An 18,365-nucleotide genomic window follows, 5' to 3' on the forward strand; every position below is an offset into this window, starting at 1 on the left:
GAAAACGAGAGCTGAGATTATCAAATAATACAATTAAGCAATCTTATTACTGTGCATATAGAAATTGAAGATCATAATGTTAAGCAAAATATGATTGAAGCAAGCAAACTGGTTTGGCATGTCCACGGAAAAAAGCTTTTAATTATTTCGTTTACATTTTTTGTATTGGGTATTATTTTTTGTGGGTATTTCTATAATATGATTGAAAATACCCCAAAAACTCAAGAGTTTGACAGGGAGATTGATCTGGAAATATTATTTATCTTTTGGATGATATCCTTATTGTTCCTATTTAGGTTTTTTAGAGCTAAACGTAATTTTTATACTCGGGTAAAGCGTGATCTAAATCTTGCTTTTAATCAGTCAAGTACCCGAAAAATTATCATTAATGATGAGGGAGTTGAAGGTATAACAGAACATTATAGGTCATTTGCTAAGTGGGAGATCATTAATAACTTTAAAGTTTACGATAAATACATTAGTATCACAAATTTATTGAATCCCTCACCGTTTTTTATTCCAATCCATTTAATGGCTGAGGAGGAATATAAATCGCTGTTGTTCTATCTTAGATCTAGTAAAAAAGAAATCAAATAGGTATGAAATTTAGTTTAACCCTGATCATAGTATCAATTTTAGTCATTCATGTGAAAGCACAAGAAGTAATCCCATTGTATGTTAATGAAATCCCGGGTGCTAAACCTACCCCCGAAAATTACGTAGAACATACCGAAGTACGCAGTAACGGAACACTGAGCATTACCAAAGTTTCGGTACCTACCATGACGGTTTTTGAAGCGCCTAAAGAAATTGCTACCGGAACAGCAGTAATTATTTGTCCGGGTGGCGGTTATGGTGCTTTAGCTTTTAGTCACGAAGGAACCGATGTAGCCAAACGTTTTAATGCCATTGGCGTAACCGCTTTTGTATTGAAATACCGTTTGCCGAGCGATGCAATTATGGTTGATAAAACCTATGGCCCCCTACAAGATGCACAGCAGGCCATTTATCTGGTAAAAAAGAATGCCAAAAAATATGGTATTAAAGCAAATAAGGTAGGGATAATGGGTTTTTCTGCCGGTGGGCATTTTGCCTCTACGCTGGTTGCCCATTACAACGATCTTAAAATTACCGATCCCGAAAAAATAAATCTGAAGCCTAGTTTTGCCGCTTTGATTTATCCGGTAATCAGCTTTGAAGAATCGGTACATACCGGTACCATGAAAAATCTTTTAGGTGCTGCTCCATCCGATAGTTTGAAACATTATTTTTCGGCCAATAAAAACGTGAACAAGAAAACGCCGCCTGTATTTTTTGTGCATGCAAAGGATGATAAAACGGTACCCTATGCCAATAGCGTTTTAATGAACCAAGCATTAAAGAAAAGCAAAGTTGATACCGAAATTTACCTGTACGAAAACGGCGGACATGGATTTGGTTTAATAAACAAAACTTCGGATGTAGATTGGTTTAACTTGCTGGCTGACTGGATAAAAAAAGAGAAGTTTTAATATATTTGCGGATATTTTAACGTCTTAACTTAAAACACAATGCAAAAAACGGTGAAATACCTAATGGTATCTCTTATTGCTATCCTCACTATAGCAAGTTGTAAAAAAGAAATTAACTGGAATGCACAGGGCCAAAATACCAGTCCGGGTGGCAACGGTAATACAGGAGGTGAGCAAAATTCTGAATATTATATTTCGTACAAAGCGAATGTCGAACAGATTTCGATAAAGGATGTGCTAGCTAATCGGAATGCAACTGAAAGCCCAAGAAAACTAATTGTATTTGGCAATAAGAACCTGGTCTCGCAGCCGAAATTTAAAATCTACAGTGAAGAATCCATAATCGGTTTTGAAAAAGGCCTTAATGTGGGCAATTCAGATTTTACAGCGCCAGGATATTATGTAGAATTTACAGATAAATTAGGTGTACTGTATTCTACTGCAAATGATGCCAAAGGGGTAAACTATTTTATTTCGGATATTTCATACAAAAAAGACGGCTTCGTACAAGGTACTTTTAGCGGGCAGGCTACAGCAGCTAATAGCGCCGTTATAAACATTACTGAGGGAAAGTTTAAAGCGAAATTTAGCGACTAACCGATAAACGCAATTCATTTCTAGGCCATTGATTTTACTTGGATCGGCTATCATTAAGCCCTTTCATCGTTTGATCAATAACATCCAGCAAACCATTGGTGTAGGCATCATCGGTAAGCTCCCAGAACATAATGCCGTTTAGCTTTCTATCCATTACATACTTGGTTTTTAATGAAATTGATTTCGGATCATCAAAAGTAGCCAGGTATTTTGTTTTGGGATTATAATAATAGGGTGCTTTAGCTATATCATCCCAATAATAGGTATAGCCATTTTGGGCAGAAAACTGTGTTTTAAAGTCCTTAAAAGAAACGCCCTGTATAAATTTTGTAGGCTGGTATAAGCCTTGGTTTGCATCAGTTGTATTTTCGAAAATGCGTGCGTAAAAGGCAGCGCCCAATGCTATTTTTTGGGCAGGAACGCCAAGACCTATCAATGCATTAACAGCATAATCGCCGGATAAATCTTGTTCTGCAGTGGCAAATAAAGGCGAATGGTGACCGCTTTTGGTTGCGTACCCGCTTACCAGATCGTAGCTCATTACGTTTACCCTGTTTACCAATGGCATTACCTTATCCCATTCGAAACAAGAATCGATACAGTTTTTGGTGCCGCCAGCGGCAAAGCTGATTTCGGCCTTTTTGCCTAATTTTTTCCTTAATTCCTTAATCAGTAGCGTAAAGTTGTGCTTATCATCAATGGTGTACCGGTGCCCCGGGAAACCCAATACCGCAGGGTATTCCCAATCGATATCTACACCATCAGCATGAAAAAAATCGAGTATTTCTTTGGTGGTTTTAGCAAATGTTTTGCGTCCATCAGCGCGGCTAAATACTTCTGAGCAATCTTTGCAGGCACTCCAGCCGCCCATAGCAATCATTATCTTTAAATCGGGGTTTCGCTTTTTTAAGCTTACCATTTTGGCAATCAATGCCGAATCTTTTGCCGATCTGATATTTAAACTATCGCCCTTTAAATGGCCAAAGCTGTAAATCAGGTGGCTTAATTTTTCTATCGGAAAGCTATCAATAACCGAATTTTGCCCAGTGTAATAGGCTATCACATTTGGCTTAACGTTTTTTTGCGCCTTTAACTGTAAACTCCAGATCGAGCATAAAACAATAGCGGTAATTTTGGTGGCGATAAGCGTTCTTCTGTGCATATTTCGGTAAAACTATTTTTCGGCAATAATATCCTGCAATTCGTTTAATTCTGCAGCTTTTTCAGTAGCTCCGGCATTTTCGTAAGCCGAAATCAAGTTTCTGATTACACGGCGGATAATATCGGTATTGCTGCAGGGTTTATAATATTCGGGCAAAGCTTCTAAATTGAGTTGGCGCAGAAACTGATCAACATCATGTTTGCCAAAAATATTGCCACGGTTAAATGCATTGATGTAAAACAGCACCCCATATTCATTGCCTTCCTGCTTGCTGTCGTCTATATAGCCTAAAATAAAGTGCTGCGGCAAATTAATCCCATACACAGGCAGGTCTAATTTTTGCGCCAATGTAGAATAAATAATCGCCAGTGAAATCTGGTTTCCTTTTTTGCTTTCCAGTACCTGGTTTAAATAAGAGTTCTGCGGATCGTGGTGGTTTTTGGTATTTCCCCCGAAGCCATATTGTTGATATAAAACGTGGTTAATCAGCTTTACTTTTTCTACCGAACTCATTTCGTATTGTAGGCCCAGCCAAATGTCCCTTTTTATTTCTTCTATCTGATTAATTACCTTCTGTTCGTCTAAGTCGGGGTATTGGTAACGGTTAATAATCAAAGCACCCTGCAATAAATCGAAGGCACCACTTAAATACCAAAGGTTTAAATCTTCTTTAACGGTTTTGAACTGAATTTGATGAACTATGTTTTCAATGCGTTCCTGCATCAGGCCATCGAACGATTGCTCCCAGGCATTTTCTAAAAAATGGATCACTTCACCACCATATTCCAGCAGTTTTTTCTCCACATGTTGGTATACTTCCTCGTCAGGATCGTCCAACAATTTTACTAAAGCACTTATCTCTGCGTTATTTTCCATAAAACATACATACGTTTGCGGTGTTTAATTACTTTTGCAATATTATGCTATTTCAATTTATTACAGATTACCTTAAACACCGTTTAACAGCAAAAAGCCGACACGGAACGCATTCGCCATTTGTGTACAAGCTAGCTGATGAGGTAATTTACGATTTTAACGACAAATCTGAATACAAAAACATAGAAGAACAGCGAAAAAAACTTTTTAATGACGATTCCATAATCACCGTTACAGACCTCGGTGCGGGCTCTCATCTAAATAAAAACCGCACAAAAAAGGTAAGTCAGATTGCAAAAAATGCACTTAAAAGTCCGCGCTTGGCCAAGCTGATTTACCGCCTGGCAAAAAATACCAACCCAAAAAGTGCGATTGAGCTTGGTACCTGCCTGGGCATTACCACGGCCTATTTGGCCAAAACAAATGCCAGCGCAGAAATTATTACGATAGAAGGTTGTCCGCAAACCGCCGAAGTAGCCAGAAAGAACTTTGATGCGCTCGATTTAAACAATATCGAATTGCATGTAGGCAACTTTGACGAAATTTTGCCCGATATTATTGCCAAGCAACCAAGTTTGGATTTTGTATACATTGATGGTAACCACCGTAAAGAGGCTACCTTAAATTATTTCCGCTGGTGCCTTCCAAAAGTTAATGAGGATTCGCTCTTGATTTTTGACGATATTTATTGGAGTGAAGGGATGAAAGAAGCATGGACCGAAATTAAGAACCACCCTGATGTTACCGTTACGATAGATTTATTTTGGATCGGTTTGGTTTATTTTAAAAAAGGACAGGCCAAAGAACATTTTAAACTTAAATTTTAAACACATGATAGTAGAACCGAAATTAAAAGGCATTCAGAAACGTTCGGCATTATATATTTTGCTGATCAGCCTTGTTTCGGGGATTGTGTTTTATCTGGCATCGCTCTTTTTAAAAATGGATGCCCTTACGCACATCATGTTTGGCTGGGATATATTCTGCTTGGTGCTGATTACCCTCCATTGGTATATGTTTTTTCATACTTCGGCGGCCGAAACGCATTTAAAGGCCAAAATGCAGGATGAAACAAGGGGCGAGATTTTTGCCATTGTTGTGGTTTCTACTTTTGCTGGCCTGCTCGCCGTGGTTTTATTGCTGATTAACAAAGACATTGAACCGCTTGATCTGGTTATTGCCATACTGGGGATGTTTTTATCGTGGTTTTTGGTGCATACTACTTTTACCATGCGTTATGCCCATCTCTATTATGGGGATAAAAAGAAAGAAAAATCGAAAGATGGTTCGGGCTTGGAGTTTCCGGGCGATGATGAGCCAGATTTTATTGATTTCGCCTATTTTTCTTTTGTGCTGGGGATGACTTTTCAGGTTTCTGATGTTGAAATATCTGACCGTACCATCAGGAGGTTATCACTTTTACACAGTTTAATTGCATTTGTTTTCAATACCGTAATTGTGGCCTTAACCATTAATGCGGTTGCAGGTTTAAGCAAGTAAGGAACTTTCACCTCGACCAATCTGCCAATGCTATGTCATCCTGAACGCAGTGAAGGATCTTTAAAATCGATTATTAACCACATTCCTATTTCTAACGTCGGCTTTAGCAAGCCGAATTTTTTTCAGAACAACTTCCAATACTTTTTTGAAAACGGATGGTTCTGTGCTTATGGCGGTTTTCAGTCCCGCTCCCGCTTCTGCCGATGAAGGATCGGCATCCCGCTTCGATCGGGTTTACGTACAGCGGTTCGTGCTTTTGGCCGCATGCTAGGAGCAGACCTTTCATTTTAAACCTGACAGCAGCGAACACGAAGTGCAACGGAGTAAAGCGAATGGCAGGACTACAGTTGCCAAGCAGTACTGCACATCCATTTCCATAACAAGAGATACCGTCATTCGCTCCTAGGGGAGAGCGCTACGCTATTCTTTTCTTCTGTCATCCTGAAAGCAGTGAAGGAACTTTATATTGTAATTGATTTTATTGCATTGAAAATCAGTTGATTAATATTTATAACTGAATTTTCAGTCGTTTAACTTATTTTATAGTTGTAAAACTGAAAAATAAGTTATAGATTTGGTTATGGAAGAATTAACCAAGACCGAAGAGCGCATTATGCAGGTTTTATGGAAACTGCAAAAGGCATTTGTAAAAGATATTATTGATGAGTTGGATGATGAGCCTAAGCCACCCTACAATACCATTTCTTCGATTGTCCGTTTGCTGGAGAAAAAAGGATATGTAAACTATAAGGCTTATGGCAAAACTTACGAATACTTTCCTGCCATTAGCAAAGATCAGTATGCCAAAACCACTTTCTCCAAATTGTTTTCGGGTTATTTTGATAATTCTCCAACCAGCCTTTTATCATTTATGGTGAAAGAAGAAAAATTAAGTGAAGCAGATATAGAAGAAATTAAAAAGATTATTAACCAAGATTCAAAGCCATGAGTTTAATCTATTTGTTAAAGGTTTCGGCCTGCACGGCTCTTTTCTTTGCAGCCTATCACTTTCTGCTGGCCAGGTTTACATTCTTCAACCTTAACCGTGCTTATCTTTTACTGATGCTGGTATTGAGTTTCAGCATTCCGGCGCTCACAATAGAAAGCAGCCATGAAGTAGTGAGGAGCAACCAGGAGGCGCCCGCTAAAATTGGGTACAGCAACGATGGTTTCACCGAACAGGATGCTGCTGTTGAACAAGATAATCACATGGCCGTTAACTGGAATGAGCTTATAACCTATGCTTATTGCAGTATTTTGGGCATGCTTGTGTTGAGGATGCTCTTTATGATGGGGCGCATCCAGTTGCAATTGCGCAAACAGGTAAGGGATAGGGATGGCGCCGTGCTTTGGGTAGATGGGCAATCGACCATCAAGAACTGTTCTTTTTTTAACCAGATCATTGTCGATTCATCCTTACCGGCCGAAGAAAAAAATATGGTGATCAAACATGAATCGGTCCATGTTAAGCAGTGGCATGCTTTTGATAAACTTTTGGTTAACCTGGTTACGGCTGTACTTTGGTTTAATCCGGTTATTTATTTCTGGCGCAATGCCATTGATCATAACCACGAATTTCTGGCCGATAGGGAAACCTCAAAAGTGGCTGATAAAAAGACCTATGCTTCGCTGCTTTTAAATCTGGCCATGCCCTGTCAAAATTTAGCAATCAACAGTTTTAGTAAACTTCCATTAAAAAATAGAATTATGATGTTGTACAAAGAACCAAATGCTAAGCTGCAAAAGCTGGCCTATTTAGCCATTATTCCTGTTTTAATGATCTGCTGCATGGCATTTATCAACCGGAAGGAAATTATTGTAGAAAAAACATCAGCGGTTAACCAGGCATCGGCCGATGCACCGAAAAGGCCTAACATATACGCCTTAAATTATTTAAAAAGTAATATTGCCGTTAACCCAAAAGCCCGGCCTGCCTTTAACGAAGTAGAACCTATGTTGGTAATTGATGCAGGGCATGGTGGTAAAGATGGAGCCTCAACCGCTTTAGATGGACAAAAGGAAAAAGACCTTAACCTGCGTGCTGTAAAGATTTTGAAAGAAGAAGCCGCCAAGCGGGGGATAAAAGTGATGTTAACTAGAACCGATGACCAGTTTTTGTCGCTTCGCGACCGCCTGCCCAGTCAAGAGGCTTCTGCCTTTATTTCCATTCATCACAATGCTAATTCGCCTGCCAGTAACCAAGTTCCTTTTGGCGGTGTAGAGGTATATGTTTCTAAATTGAACAGCAATATTAAAATGGCTGAAAACCTGGGAGCAGGTATTTTAAGCAAACTGAAAAACCTAAACGGTTTGGAAGTTAGAGATTCGTTAAAGGATGCAAATTTATTGCTGCTTAGAGAATCAAAAGTGCCGGCAGTTTTGATTGAGCTGGGTAATATCTCTGATAAAAAAAGTCTGGATTATATTAGCCAAGATAAAAACATTAGGCGGATATGTAACCTGATTTTAGATGGATTTGTATCTTTTTCGCAAAGTGGCTGCTAAATACTGGTTATGGAAAGCTTAATCTATTTGCTTAAAGTTACTGCTTGTACAGTATTATTCTTTGGTTTTTATGTGGTGGTTTTAAGAAAGTTGACCTTTTTTAAGGTTAACCGCTTTTACCTGCTGGCTACAGTATTACTTAGTTTCGTAATTCCGGCTTTGCAGTTCGAGGTTAAGCGCGTGGTAGTGGCAGCGGAAACAGATATCGTGTCCAACTTACCCCAAATAAAAACTGCTCAGGAGCCGGTACAGCTTGTCCAGCCTATACTGGTCGAATATCAACCTGAAATAAAGTCCGAAATAGATTGGTTAGGTTTAATTCCTTACTTGTATGGTGCTATAGCTTCGGTTTTCCTGCTTATTTGCCTTTGGCGGTTTTTCAGCCTGCTTAAATATACTGGCAAATACACCCAAAACAATGATGGTTTAAAGCTGATTACCAAAACTACTGGTTTTACCAATTGCTCTTTCTTTAATTATGTATTTATTGATGCGGATAAACTGAGCGATGCTGATTTGGCTGTGTTGCTTAAACATGAACAGGTACACGCCAGGCAGTATCATTCGGCCGATAAACTATTGCTCATGGTTGCTAAAGCACTGTTATGGTTTAACCCGGTAATTTATTTTTACGATAAAGCTTTAGAGCAGGTACACGAGTATGAGGCCGATGAAATTACTTCTGCCAGTTTTGGCAATCAGGCTTACGCGAACCTGTTGCTACACCTTGCGATTAGCAAAACCAACAATGCGCTGATCCACAATTTTGTAAAAAGCCCGGTTAAAGCCCGGATTAAGATGTTGTTTAATCAAAAAACTGCAAATATGAAGAAGTTAAGCTATTTTTTAGCACTGCCAGTTGGGCTGCTGTTAATTTGGGGTTTTACCATTAAAGTAACTCCTGTTTTCCTGGAAGAAAAGATGCAGGAAAAGACATTCACATTGGTTATTGATGCCACTCACGGCGGAGCAGACCAGGGCGCAATAGTTGGAGGCACAAAAGAGAAAGAATTAACCCTGGCCATTGCCAAGGAAATTAAAATAGCAGCAGAAGCCAAAGGCTTAAAAGTAATACTTACCCGAACGGCCGATCAAAATCCAAATATAGAGGAAAGGGCTGCTGTAAATGGTGATTTTTTGATTTCCTTACAATTAGGTGTGGATCGGGATACTGCTAAAAATGGATTGAAATTTCTCACTTCCGGTACTTATGAACGAGATTTTAAATTGGCCAAGGCTAATTCGATGACCTACTGGATTTACAAAAGTATTAAAAACATTGAGGGAGTAAACGTAAATAATAAGCCGCAATCGACAAAAAATGTACTAATAGACGGCAGTGCTAAACCGGGTATTGTGATTATGTTGGGGTATTTAACCAATAAATCTGATTTTAATTTTATTACGGATAATGGTAAACAGACTTTACTTGCCGGTAAAATTGTTGAAGGAATTATGCAGTATAAAAAATATACACCTTCAGACGAGGTACGTGCAGCGCGACAAAAAGAAGCAGATTCGTTTGGTAGAAGGTATGAATCATGGTTAAAGTCAGAAAAGTATAGCGCATTAAAAATAAAAGCAGCTAAAATAGGAAAACGAACCATCTCGGGTAAGATAGAGAGCCTACACAGCTTTGGAATGGTTAACCCGCGGATTGATGGTTTTATCCTTAATGCCAACGGAACCAAATACCGGGTATATATTAACCCTGCAATTATGAAAAAAACAGCTTATAAAGCAGGAGATGACTTTGTTGCGAAAATAAATAAAGCTGAAGTTTGGTTTGATTCGGATTATCTTGTTTTACAGCCTGATGTTAAGACCTTAGAAATCAAAACCGACGGAGCAACGCTGAATAAAGCAGTAGTCCCCAGAATTATTTCCTTTTCTAAAATTACAGGCGATGTGAAACAGAAGGTTTCTATAATGGAGAATGCTGTTATTGATATTGTTAACTGTAGGTTAACGGCAGAGTATGTAGAACTGGATAAACTTAATAATAAAATGACCGCCAAAAATGCTGTATTGAAACCTAATGAAGGTGGTTCATTAAATTCATCACTTATTGTTTTCGATCTAACAAACGGGAGCTTTAATGCCGAATCGGGTAGTGGAAAAATAGAGCTACCAAAGAAGCAAGCTGTAGGGGTGCAGCTAAAAGAAGTCCTCTTAGCGCAGCCAGTTAATGAAACTGAAGCAAAAGTAGAATACAGCGCCAACGATTCTGTTAAGATGAGCGAAGATAAAACATTGATTACACTTTATGGCAAAGCTAGATTCGGAAATAAAAAAATTTCTGTTTTAGCCGATGAAGTTACCATCAATAGACATACAAATGTAGTAACCGCGAAAAACCTTACTTTAACAGACAAAAATTCGGGAATAACGATAACTGGTTATTATGCTGAGTTCGATAAGAAAGGAAAGTTGGAAATCTGGCAGGATCATAAATAAGCTTAATGCGCATCTGCTTCATTTTTCTATTCTTTTTTGTAGTTCTCAATTGTAAAGCACAGTTCAGTATTTCGGGAAAGGTAAGGGATGATTATTCAAAAGCCCTGCCTTTTATAACCGTTAAAATTTCGGGCACCAACAACTCTACCAGCTATACCCAAAGCGATAGTTTAGGAAACTATTACTTCAATAAGCTGCCTGCAGGCAATTATATTATTGCGTTTTCTGCGGTCGATTTTAAAAACCTAAACCAACAGTTTACCTTAAAAAGGGATACGGTAATTGATATTCAGTTGCAGCCAAGTACTAAAAATTTGGCCGATGTTCAGGTCAATGCTAAAAAAGCACTGATTGAGAAAAAGATCGACTGGACTGTTTTTAATGTAGAAAATAGTATTGCTGCAATCGGGACAGATGCATTAGAACTTATTTCAAAAGTACCGGGTGTTCGGGTTTTGAACGATCAGGTATCATTGGTAGGTAAAGGCGGTGTGAATGTAATGATCAATGATAAACCTGTGCCGCTTGCTGGTGATGATTTATCAAACTATTTAAAAACCATTTCTTCTGATCTTATTGTCAAAATTGAGGTGATTAGCAACCCTCCTGCAAAATACGACGCACAGGGAAATAACGGACTGATTAATATTGTACTGAAAAAGGTTACTGCCGAAGGTTTTAAAGGCGCCTTAAATGGATCGCTTACCCAGGCTAGCCATCTCACAGGTGCTGCTGGAGGAAATTTCGGCTTCCGTAAAAATAGGATAACGATTAATACAAGCCTTAATTTAAGAAAGGGATCTGTAGTCCCTTTTGAGCAGAGCAATGTTTTTTATCCGGCACAAACCTGGAGTATTGTTAACAAAGACCGGAATTTTAGAACAGTACCCAGCGGATCGGTTGGGATAGACTACCAGTTGGCTAAGAAAACCTGGCTTGGAGTAGCTTATAATGGAGGTTTAACCAATTTCCATTCGGAAGAAAATATTAAAACCAATGTTTACGACAGAACAGGTGGTTTGGATTCGGTTTTGAACTCGGATGCAAATGCCCAAATCAGGTCGCATTATCACTCGGCAAATATCTACCTTAAAGAAGTGCTGGATACGGCAGGAAAACAGCTCTCCATCAATGCCGATTGGTTTACATACAGCGACGATAAGGATAGGTTTTTTAACAATACCAGTTTTTTTCCGCAGGGAGCAATTATCCCCAATTCATTTGCCGAATATTTATCAACCAGCAGGCAGGGTATCGATTTGTATACCTTAACCGCCGATTTAGATTTACCTTACAAAAGCTTTAAAGTGTCGCTTGGAACAAAACTTAGCTTGATCAGGAATCAGAGCGATCTGGCTTTTTATAAAATACGCAATGGCGCTTACGAAATCGATCCAAAGCAGACCAACCTTTTTAATTATCAGGAAAACACACAGGCTTTGTACGCTAATTTTAATAAAAGTTTAAAAAGCTGGGATTTTCAAGCGGGCTTAAGGGGAGAATATACAGAAATTGAAGGGCTTGCTATAAATGCGCAAAACACGAACAGTTATTTTAGGCTTTTCCCTACGCTTTATATTACTTATCGGGCAAATAATGAAAGTACGTTTTCAATTCACTACGGCCGCCGCATTAACCGGCCTGCTTACCGCAAGCTAAATCCTTTTCGCTGGTACAGCAATCAGTATGCCTACACCGAAGGTAATCCGTTTCTGCAGCCCTCTTATAACCACAACATAGAAGTTTCGCATGTTTACAACAGTATTTTCACTACTTCATTGTCTTTTGGTAATACTGTTAATGGCTTCAGTGATGTTAATTTTATCGATACGGAAACGCATATTCAGGTGGCCAAACCTGTTAACTTTATCAGGTCCTATCATTATCAAATCAGCAATGCTTTTGTTTTTAACCGGTTAACCTGGTGGAGCAGTACCAATGAGCTCGATGTTTATTATAATGTATCCAATTCCAGTATTACCGAAACCTTAAATAAGCTAAACGGATTTGGTGCCTATTTTTCTACCCTAAACCAGTTTGTATTTAACAAGCCGAAAACCATTTTAGGTGAGGTAAGTTTCTGGTACCAGTTTCCAGCTATTGATGGACTGAACAAAAATAAAAATCAGTATAATCTTGATCTGGGCATTAAAGCTTTATTGCTTAACAAAAAGATACAACTGGCTCTTACTGCTGGCGATGTTTTAAAAACAAATAAATACCGGTTTAACAGCTTGATAAATAACATTCGGCAAGATTACAATAACTATTACGATAGCCAACAGCTGCGGATTACTTTCCGTTATCATTTCGGAAATGAAAAGATTAAGCAACAGGATAGTAAGCCGGGCAATGAAGAGGAGCGGAAGAGGAATAATTAAGGTAAAAGGTAGAGATGGAAGATGGAAGATGGGAAAATGGTAGTAAATGGTTCGTGAGGACACGAACCATGGCATCCGAGATTACGATAACTATTACGATAGCCAACAGCTGCGGATTACTTTCCGCTATCATTTCGGGAATGAAAAGATTAAGCAACAGGATAGGAAGGCGGGCAATGAAGAGGAGCGGAAGAGGAATAATTAAGGTAAAAGGTAGAGATGGAAGATGGGAAAGTGGTAGGTAAATGGTTCGTGAGGACACGAACCATGGCATCCGAGATTACGATAACTATTACGATAGCCAACAGCTGCGGATTACTTTCCGCTATCATTTCGGGAATGAAAAGATTAAGCAGCAGGATAGGAAGGCGGGCAATGAAGAGGAATAATTAAGGTAAAAGGTAGATATGGAAGATGGGAAAGTGGTGGGTAAATGGTTCGTGAGGACACGAACCATGGCATCCGATTGTATTTACGGATATCGCCAAACCCGTGGTCTGTGTCCGCGCAGACCACCCATTAAACGATAGTATTTAATGTCACTATTGACAAAGTTCAACAGCAAGCTATTTGCGAGCAGGAATGCTAGCCCGTAGCAATTTGATCCGAGTATCTGTGCTTTAAAGATCCAAACCCGTGGTCTGTGTCCGCGCAGACCACCAATTATAACGATAGTATTTAATGTCACTATTGACAAAGTTCAACAGCAAGCTATTTGCGAGCAGGAATACTAGCCCGTAGCAATTTGATCCGAGTATCTGTGCTTTAAAGATCCAAACCCGTGGTCTGTGTCCTCACAGACCATCCATTATAACCATAGTATTTAATGTCACTATTGACAAAGTTCAATAGCAAGCTATTTGCGACTAGGAATGCTAGCCCGTACCAATTTGATCCGAGTATCTGTGGTTTAAGGATCCTCGACTTAATTAAATGGATTACAAATGAACAGAATGCTCAATTCTTTCTTTATTTCATACATCTTCCATTCCCCTAAAACGCTTCGGCTAAACTGATGTAAAATCCAGATTGACGTTTTTCATTCTGTAATTTTTCCCCTATACCATAATCTATCCGCACACTCAGGCCCTTTGCCGGATCGAAAAAGTAGCGGCCCCCAAGGCCATAGTTTGGTTTTAATCCATTGCCATTAAACTGGCCATTGGTAAATACCTTGCCTGTGCCCGCAAATGCCACAATACCGAAACGGTTCATAAATCGATAGCGGATTTCGGCCTGTGCAGCCATTAAATTTTCATCGCGATAACGCCCACTGTAATAACCGCGCATTACTTGGTCATTACCCATTTGCTGCAACAGGTAAAATGGTGTGCTCTTACTTTGAATGGTATAAAAAATACCCTGTACCCCTAAAACTACTTTTGGTGCCAAGCTGATAAAATTGCGTACATCTACTTTTATCTGCGATCCTGTGAAATTATCCCCTCCAAAAAAATCAGGCGCATACTGGTAGGTAACCCGTCCAAAAAAACCTTTGGTTGGGTAATTGTTGCTGTTACGGGTGTCGTAACTCTGCGAAGCACCAATCCAGGCCACGGAGCCACCATCTTTATCTGTAATTTGAGGGTTTGTGGTAAAAATGCCACCAATTTCCTTATCTGTAAAACGATGGTTCTCAAAACCTAAAGAAACACCTGTATAAGCTTTGGGCAGGGTGTTCATTTCTGCATCGAAAAGCATTTTTAATATTCTCTGGTTTAATTTGTCTTCATCCGTTTTTTGGGTACTGTTGCCCACACCATAAAAATTAAAAGGCTGGTCTTTAAAACGGACATCGCCAATAAAGTGGTATTTATTCCCTTTGGTCCAGGCATCGCCTTTTAAAGTAAGGTTAGCCGTTTTTTTGGTGGAGTAGGTGGTGTTCAACGAAAAGTTCGAACTTCTGTTCAATGTATCTTTTCTATCTACATAAAAAGAATAAATGGCGCCAACGCCAAATTCAAAACCTGTTTCCTGACTGAAACCAAAAGAGGGGATAGGTAAAAAACTAGCTTTGCGGGTAGTATCTTTTTCGTTAGAGAGCATTTTTCTGATCAGTTTCATCTGCGCAAAAGAACTTGCTGAAATGAAAAGCGATAAAATAACTAGACAGTGTTTTTTCATTAGCACAAAGAAAGGGAAATTAAATAATAGTTCATTCGTTCAATGGTCATTTGTTCATTGGTGAAGCAAACTGGCAGTTAATGGTTAATCGGTTAATTGTTGAAATTGGTTAATCGTTTCTAAACTAAAATAGTTCATTTGTTCACTGGTCATTCGTTCATTGGTGCAGCAAACTGCCAGGTATTGGTTAATCGGTTAATTGTTGAAATTGGTTAACCGTTTCTAAACTAAATAGTTCATTTGTTCAATGGTCATTTGTTCATTGACGAAGCAAACTGGCAGTTAATGGTTAATCGGTTAGTTGTTGGAATTGGTTAATCGTATGTAGCGACTCCAAAGACCCAGCTCGTCATCTCAAGCGTAGTGCAACGAAGTCGAGAGATCTATCCGTAGAGTACTTTTGATTAGATCTCTCCGCTCCGCCGTGCTCCGGTCGAGATGACAGCTTTTTTCATGGTATTGCAACTGCTTTCAAAATAAAAACAGATACTCATGACTGATCCCCATGAAAGATCCTGAAATAAATCCGATAGCTATCGGATCAGGATGAGGATCGCAAAGTTATACAGTAATAATTTGTACTGCTTAATTGGTGCTATGCCCTCAGCGCCATACGCCAAACACCAGCCCCCAAACGCTAATCGCTTTTACGTTTTAACCTTTCGGCCTAAATACCTATTTTTGCGGCAAACAATACAAAACGAAATGAGCAATACAAGAGGACCAATATCTCAGTTTATGGAGCGTAATTACCTCCATTTTAATGCTGCGGCAATGATGGATGCAGCTAAAGGATACGAAACGCATTTGGATGAAGGTGGTAAAATGATGATCACACTTGCCGGAGCAATGAGTACTGCAGAATTGGGCATTTCGCTTGCAGAGATGATCCGCCAGGATAAAGTGGCTATTATTTCTTGTACTGGTGCCAACCTGGAAGAAGATATTATGAACCTGGTTGCACACTCACATTATAAACGTGTACCAAACTACCGCGATTTAAGTCCGCAGGATGAGTGGGACCTTTTGGAAAACCACTATAACCGTGTTACCGATACCTGTATCCCTGAAGAAGAGGCTTTCCGCCGTTTGCAAAAACACATCCATAAAATATGGAAAGATGCAGATACTGCCGGCGAAAGGTATTTCCCTCACGAATTTATGTACAAAATGCTGTTAAGCGGCGATTTGGAACAATACTATGAAATTGACCCTAAAAACTCGTGGATGCTGGCTGCGGCTGAAAAGAATCTGCCAATTGTAGTTCCGGGATGGGAAGATTCTACCATGGGTAACATCTTTGCTTCTTATGTAATGAAACAGGAGCTTAAGGCAACTACCATGAAAAGCGGTATTGAATATATGGGCTGGTTAGCTGATTGGTATATTGCCAACAGCGGTGGCAAAGGAATCGGTTTCTTCCAGATCGGTGGCGGTATTGCCGGCGATTTCCCGATCTGTGTAGTGCCAATGCTTTATCAGGATATGGAAATGGAAAACATTCCTTTCTGGAGCTACTTCTGCCAGATCTCTGATTCGACTACTTCTTATGGTTCATATTCGGGCGCAGTGCCGAACGAAAAAATTACCTGGGGTAAATTAGATATCCATACGCCGAAGTTTATTGTAGAAAGTGATGCAACAATTGTAGCACCATTAATGTTTGCGTGGATATTAAAACAATAATCAGAAAAAATAAATAAACCAAATTGGTTTCTAGTATGCCCATTTGAGATAATGCATCAAAAATGGGCATTTTTATTGCCTGAATGGCCTGAAACGACATTTGTTTAGAATGATTATAAATTGTATTTCCAGTCACTATTATGTCATGGGATTTATTAATAAGTTATACTTTTGTTCAAGTTTTGGTGGGGCTACCCCTAGTTCAGCATCAATTTCACAACAAAAAGTAAATTAAATAAGTATAAAGTGTTCATTATGAGAGATATCTCGATGATTTTAAAAAGCGTTTGGAAGTCGTTATTCGTATTTTCAGCAATTTCCGTAATAGCGGTTTCTACCGCAAATGCGCAGGATGCTAAAGAAGGAAGAACGCTTTTCAAAGCAAAATGTTCTTCGTGCCATGCGTTAGATCACAAAGTTGTTGGTCCGGCATTAGAAGGAGTAAGCGATCGTCACCCTGAAGCGTTCCTGTTAAAATGGATTCCTAACAACGCAGCAATGATTGCTGCCGGAGATCCTGCAGCTGTTAAATTATTTAACGATAATGGTAAAGTACCAATGACTACTTTCCCTGAGTTAGATGAAGCAAAAGTAAAAGATATCTTAGCTTACATTAAAGAGGGCGAACCTAAGCCAACTGGCGATGCAGCTGTTGCTGCTGGTCCGAAAGAAGATAAAACTTCTGGCTTATCAATTGCAGGTATCGTTGCTATTGTGGTATTGGCTATCGTTATTTTAGTAATCTTAGGCCGTGCTTCTAAATTATTGGAGCGCTTAATTTTACAGAAACAAGGTATCGAGATTGAAGAAGATGTGCCATTAAAGGTAGGTGTGCGCAAGATGTTCAAGAACAAGAAATTTGTAATGTTCTTTATCTTGTGTTTAATTATCTGTTTAGGTTCATTCGGTTGGATGGGTATGTGGGAAACTGGTGTTCACACAGGTTATCAGCCAGTTCAGCCAATTAAATTCTCTCACGAGCTGCACGCTGGTATCAACCAGATCGATTGTCAGTATTGCCACTCTGGTGCATTCAAATCTAAAAATGCAACTATCCCTTCATTAAACGTTTGTATGAACTGCCACAAAGCGGTGCAGGCAAGAGATAAATATGATGGTGAGATTTCTCCTGAGATCAAAAAAATCTATAGTGCTTTAGGTTACGATCCTGAAACACAGAAATACGATGAAAGTAAATCGAAACCAATGGAGTGGGTACGTGTACACAATCTACCTGATTTTGCTTACTTCAATCACTCTCAGCACGTTGTTGTTGCAGAAGATGCGATCCGTAAAGCAAAAGGATTACAGCCAAATGAGCCTGTGTGTTTCGCTTGTCATGGTCCGGTTAATACAATGGAAGAAATTTATCAATATTCTCCATTAACCATGAAATGGTGTATCAACTGCCATAAAGAAACAGATATTTCTGGTCAGAAAAATAATGCTTTCTACGCTAAGGTTATCGAAGCGCATGAGAAAATTAAAAAAGGCGAGAAAATTACACCAGCGTTATTGGGTGGTTTAGAGTGTGGTAAATGCCACTATTAATAGATAGAGTTTAGT

General features: G+C 39.2%; 16 protein-coding genes. 13 read left to right on the top strand and 3 right to left on the bottom strand.

The window, feature by feature from the left end; all coding sequences use genetic code 11:
* Positions 1–51 precede the first annotated feature (51 nt).
* From ACS5PU_RS00080 to ACS5PU_RS00090, 3 genes are read left to right on the top strand one after another with little or no spacing between them, the layout of a single operon-like run.
* Entirely contained in the window at positions 52–597 is a 546-nt protein-coding gene (locus ACS5PU_RS00080) for a hypothetical protein (protein ID WP_439457244.1), read from the top strand.
* 2 nt (positions 598–599) lie between these two features.
* A complete protein-coding gene (locus ACS5PU_RS00085; RefSeq protein ID WP_439457245.1) occupies positions 600–1,511 on the top strand; it encodes an alpha/beta hydrolase in 912 nt (303 codons plus the stop codon).
* 39 nt (positions 1,512–1,550) lie between these two features.
* Complete coding sequence (locus tag ACS5PU_RS00090) at positions 1,551–2,108, top strand: hypothetical protein (protein ID WP_439457246.1); 558 nt, start codon at positions 1,551–1,553, stop codon at positions 2,106–2,108.
* 34 nt (positions 2,109–2,142) lie between these two features.
* Here the strand turns inward: ACS5PU_RS00090 and ACS5PU_RS00095 are convergent, their stop codons facing one another.
* The gene (locus ACS5PU_RS00095; RefSeq protein WP_439457247.1) at positions 2,143–3,270 is read right to left on the bottom strand and encodes a glycoside hydrolase family 18 protein; all 1,128 of its coding nucleotides are present in this window, start codon (positions 3,268–3,270) and stop codon (positions 2,143–2,145) included.
* 12 nt (positions 3,271–3,282) lie between these two features.
* Complete coding sequence (locus ACS5PU_RS00100) at positions 3,283–4,146, bottom strand: transglutaminase-like domain-containing protein (protein ID WP_439457248.1); 864 nt, start codon at positions 4,144–4,146, stop codon at positions 3,283–3,285.
* 44 nt (positions 4,147–4,190) lie between these two features.
* On the opposite strand from ACS5PU_RS00100, the gene ACS5PU_RS00105 reads away from it, so the two are divergent.
* The 8 genes from ACS5PU_RS00105 to ACS5PU_RS00140 all read left to right on the top strand — a co-directional run bounded on the left by ACS5PU_RS00105 (position 4,191) and on the right by ACS5PU_RS00140 (position 13,378).
* Positions 4,191–4,973, top strand: coding sequence for an O-methyltransferase (locus ACS5PU_RS00105; RefSeq protein WP_439457249.1), 783 nt, complete (start codon positions 4,191–4,193; stop codon positions 4,971–4,973).
* A gap of 4 nt (positions 4,974–4,977) precedes the next feature.
* Positions 4,978–5,646: a DUF1345 domain-containing protein gene (locus ACS5PU_RS00110; protein ID WP_439457250.1), complete on the top strand. Its 669-nt coding sequence runs from the start codon at positions 4,978–4,980 to the stop codon at positions 5,644–5,646.
* A 580-nt stretch (positions 5,647–6,226) separates the two neighbouring features.
* Positions 6,227–6,595, top strand: coding sequence for a BlaI/MecI/CopY family transcriptional regulator (locus tag ACS5PU_RS00115; RefSeq protein WP_439457251.1), 369 nt, complete (start codon positions 6,227–6,229; stop codon positions 6,593–6,595).
* Positions 6,592–8,151 carry an N-acetylmuramoyl-L-alanine amidase gene (locus ACS5PU_RS00120; protein WP_439457252.1) on the top strand — a complete coding sequence of 520 codons (1,560 nt, stop codon included), beginning with the start codon at positions 6,592–6,594 and terminating at the stop codon, positions 8,149–8,151. Before ACS5PU_RS00115 ends, ACS5PU_RS00120 begins: the two co-directional genes overlap by 4 nt.
* A 9-nt stretch (positions 8,152–8,160) precedes the next feature.
* Entirely contained in the window at positions 8,161–10,608 is a 2,448-nt protein-coding gene (locus ACS5PU_RS00125) for an N-acetylmuramoyl-L-alanine amidase (RefSeq protein ID WP_439457253.1), read from the top strand.
* A 5-nt stretch (positions 10,609–10,613) separates the two neighbouring features.
* A complete protein-coding gene (locus ACS5PU_RS00130; RefSeq protein ID WP_439457254.1) occupies positions 10,614–12,989 on the top strand; it encodes an outer membrane beta-barrel protein in 2,376 nt (791 codons plus the stop codon).
* 14 nt (positions 12,990–13,003) lie between these two features.
* Positions 13,004–13,234, top strand: a complete 231-nt coding sequence (locus ACS5PU_RS00135) for a hypothetical protein (protein ID WP_439457255.1) — start codon at positions 13,004–13,006, stop codon at positions 13,232–13,234.
* Positions 13,235–13,378 carry a hypothetical protein gene (locus tag ACS5PU_RS00140; protein WP_439457256.1) on the top strand — a complete coding sequence of 48 codons (144 nt, stop codon included), beginning with the start codon at positions 13,235–13,237 and terminating at the stop codon, positions 13,376–13,378.
* Positions 13,379–13,982: 604 nt separating this feature from the next.
* Here the strand turns inward: ACS5PU_RS00140 and ACS5PU_RS00145 are convergent.
* Positions 13,983–15,113: a BamA/TamA family outer membrane protein gene (locus ACS5PU_RS00145; protein ID WP_439457257.1), complete on the bottom strand. Its 1,131-nt coding sequence runs from the start codon at positions 15,111–15,113 to the stop codon at positions 13,983–13,985.
* Between the two features lie 705 nt (positions 15,114–15,818).
* On the opposite strand from ACS5PU_RS00145, the gene ACS5PU_RS00150 reads away from it, so the two are divergent.
* Both ACS5PU_RS00150 and ACS5PU_RS00155 read left to right on the top strand, forming a co-directional pair.
* Entirely contained in the window at positions 15,819–16,799 is a 981-nt protein-coding gene (locus ACS5PU_RS00150) for a deoxyhypusine synthase family protein (RefSeq protein ID WP_116169172.1), read from the top strand.
* A 255-nt stretch (positions 16,800–17,054) separates the two neighbouring features.
* Entirely contained in the window at positions 17,055–18,350 is a 1,296-nt protein-coding gene (locus ACS5PU_RS00155) for a c-type cytochrome (RefSeq protein WP_439457258.1), read from the top strand.
* The last annotated feature ends 15 nt before the right edge of the window (positions 18,351–18,365 follow it).

Origin of the sequence: Pedobacter sp. GSP4 (assembly GCF_051857575.1) — a bacterium.
GTDB lineage: Bacteria > Bacteroidota > Bacteroidia > Sphingobacteriales > Sphingobacteriaceae > Pedobacter.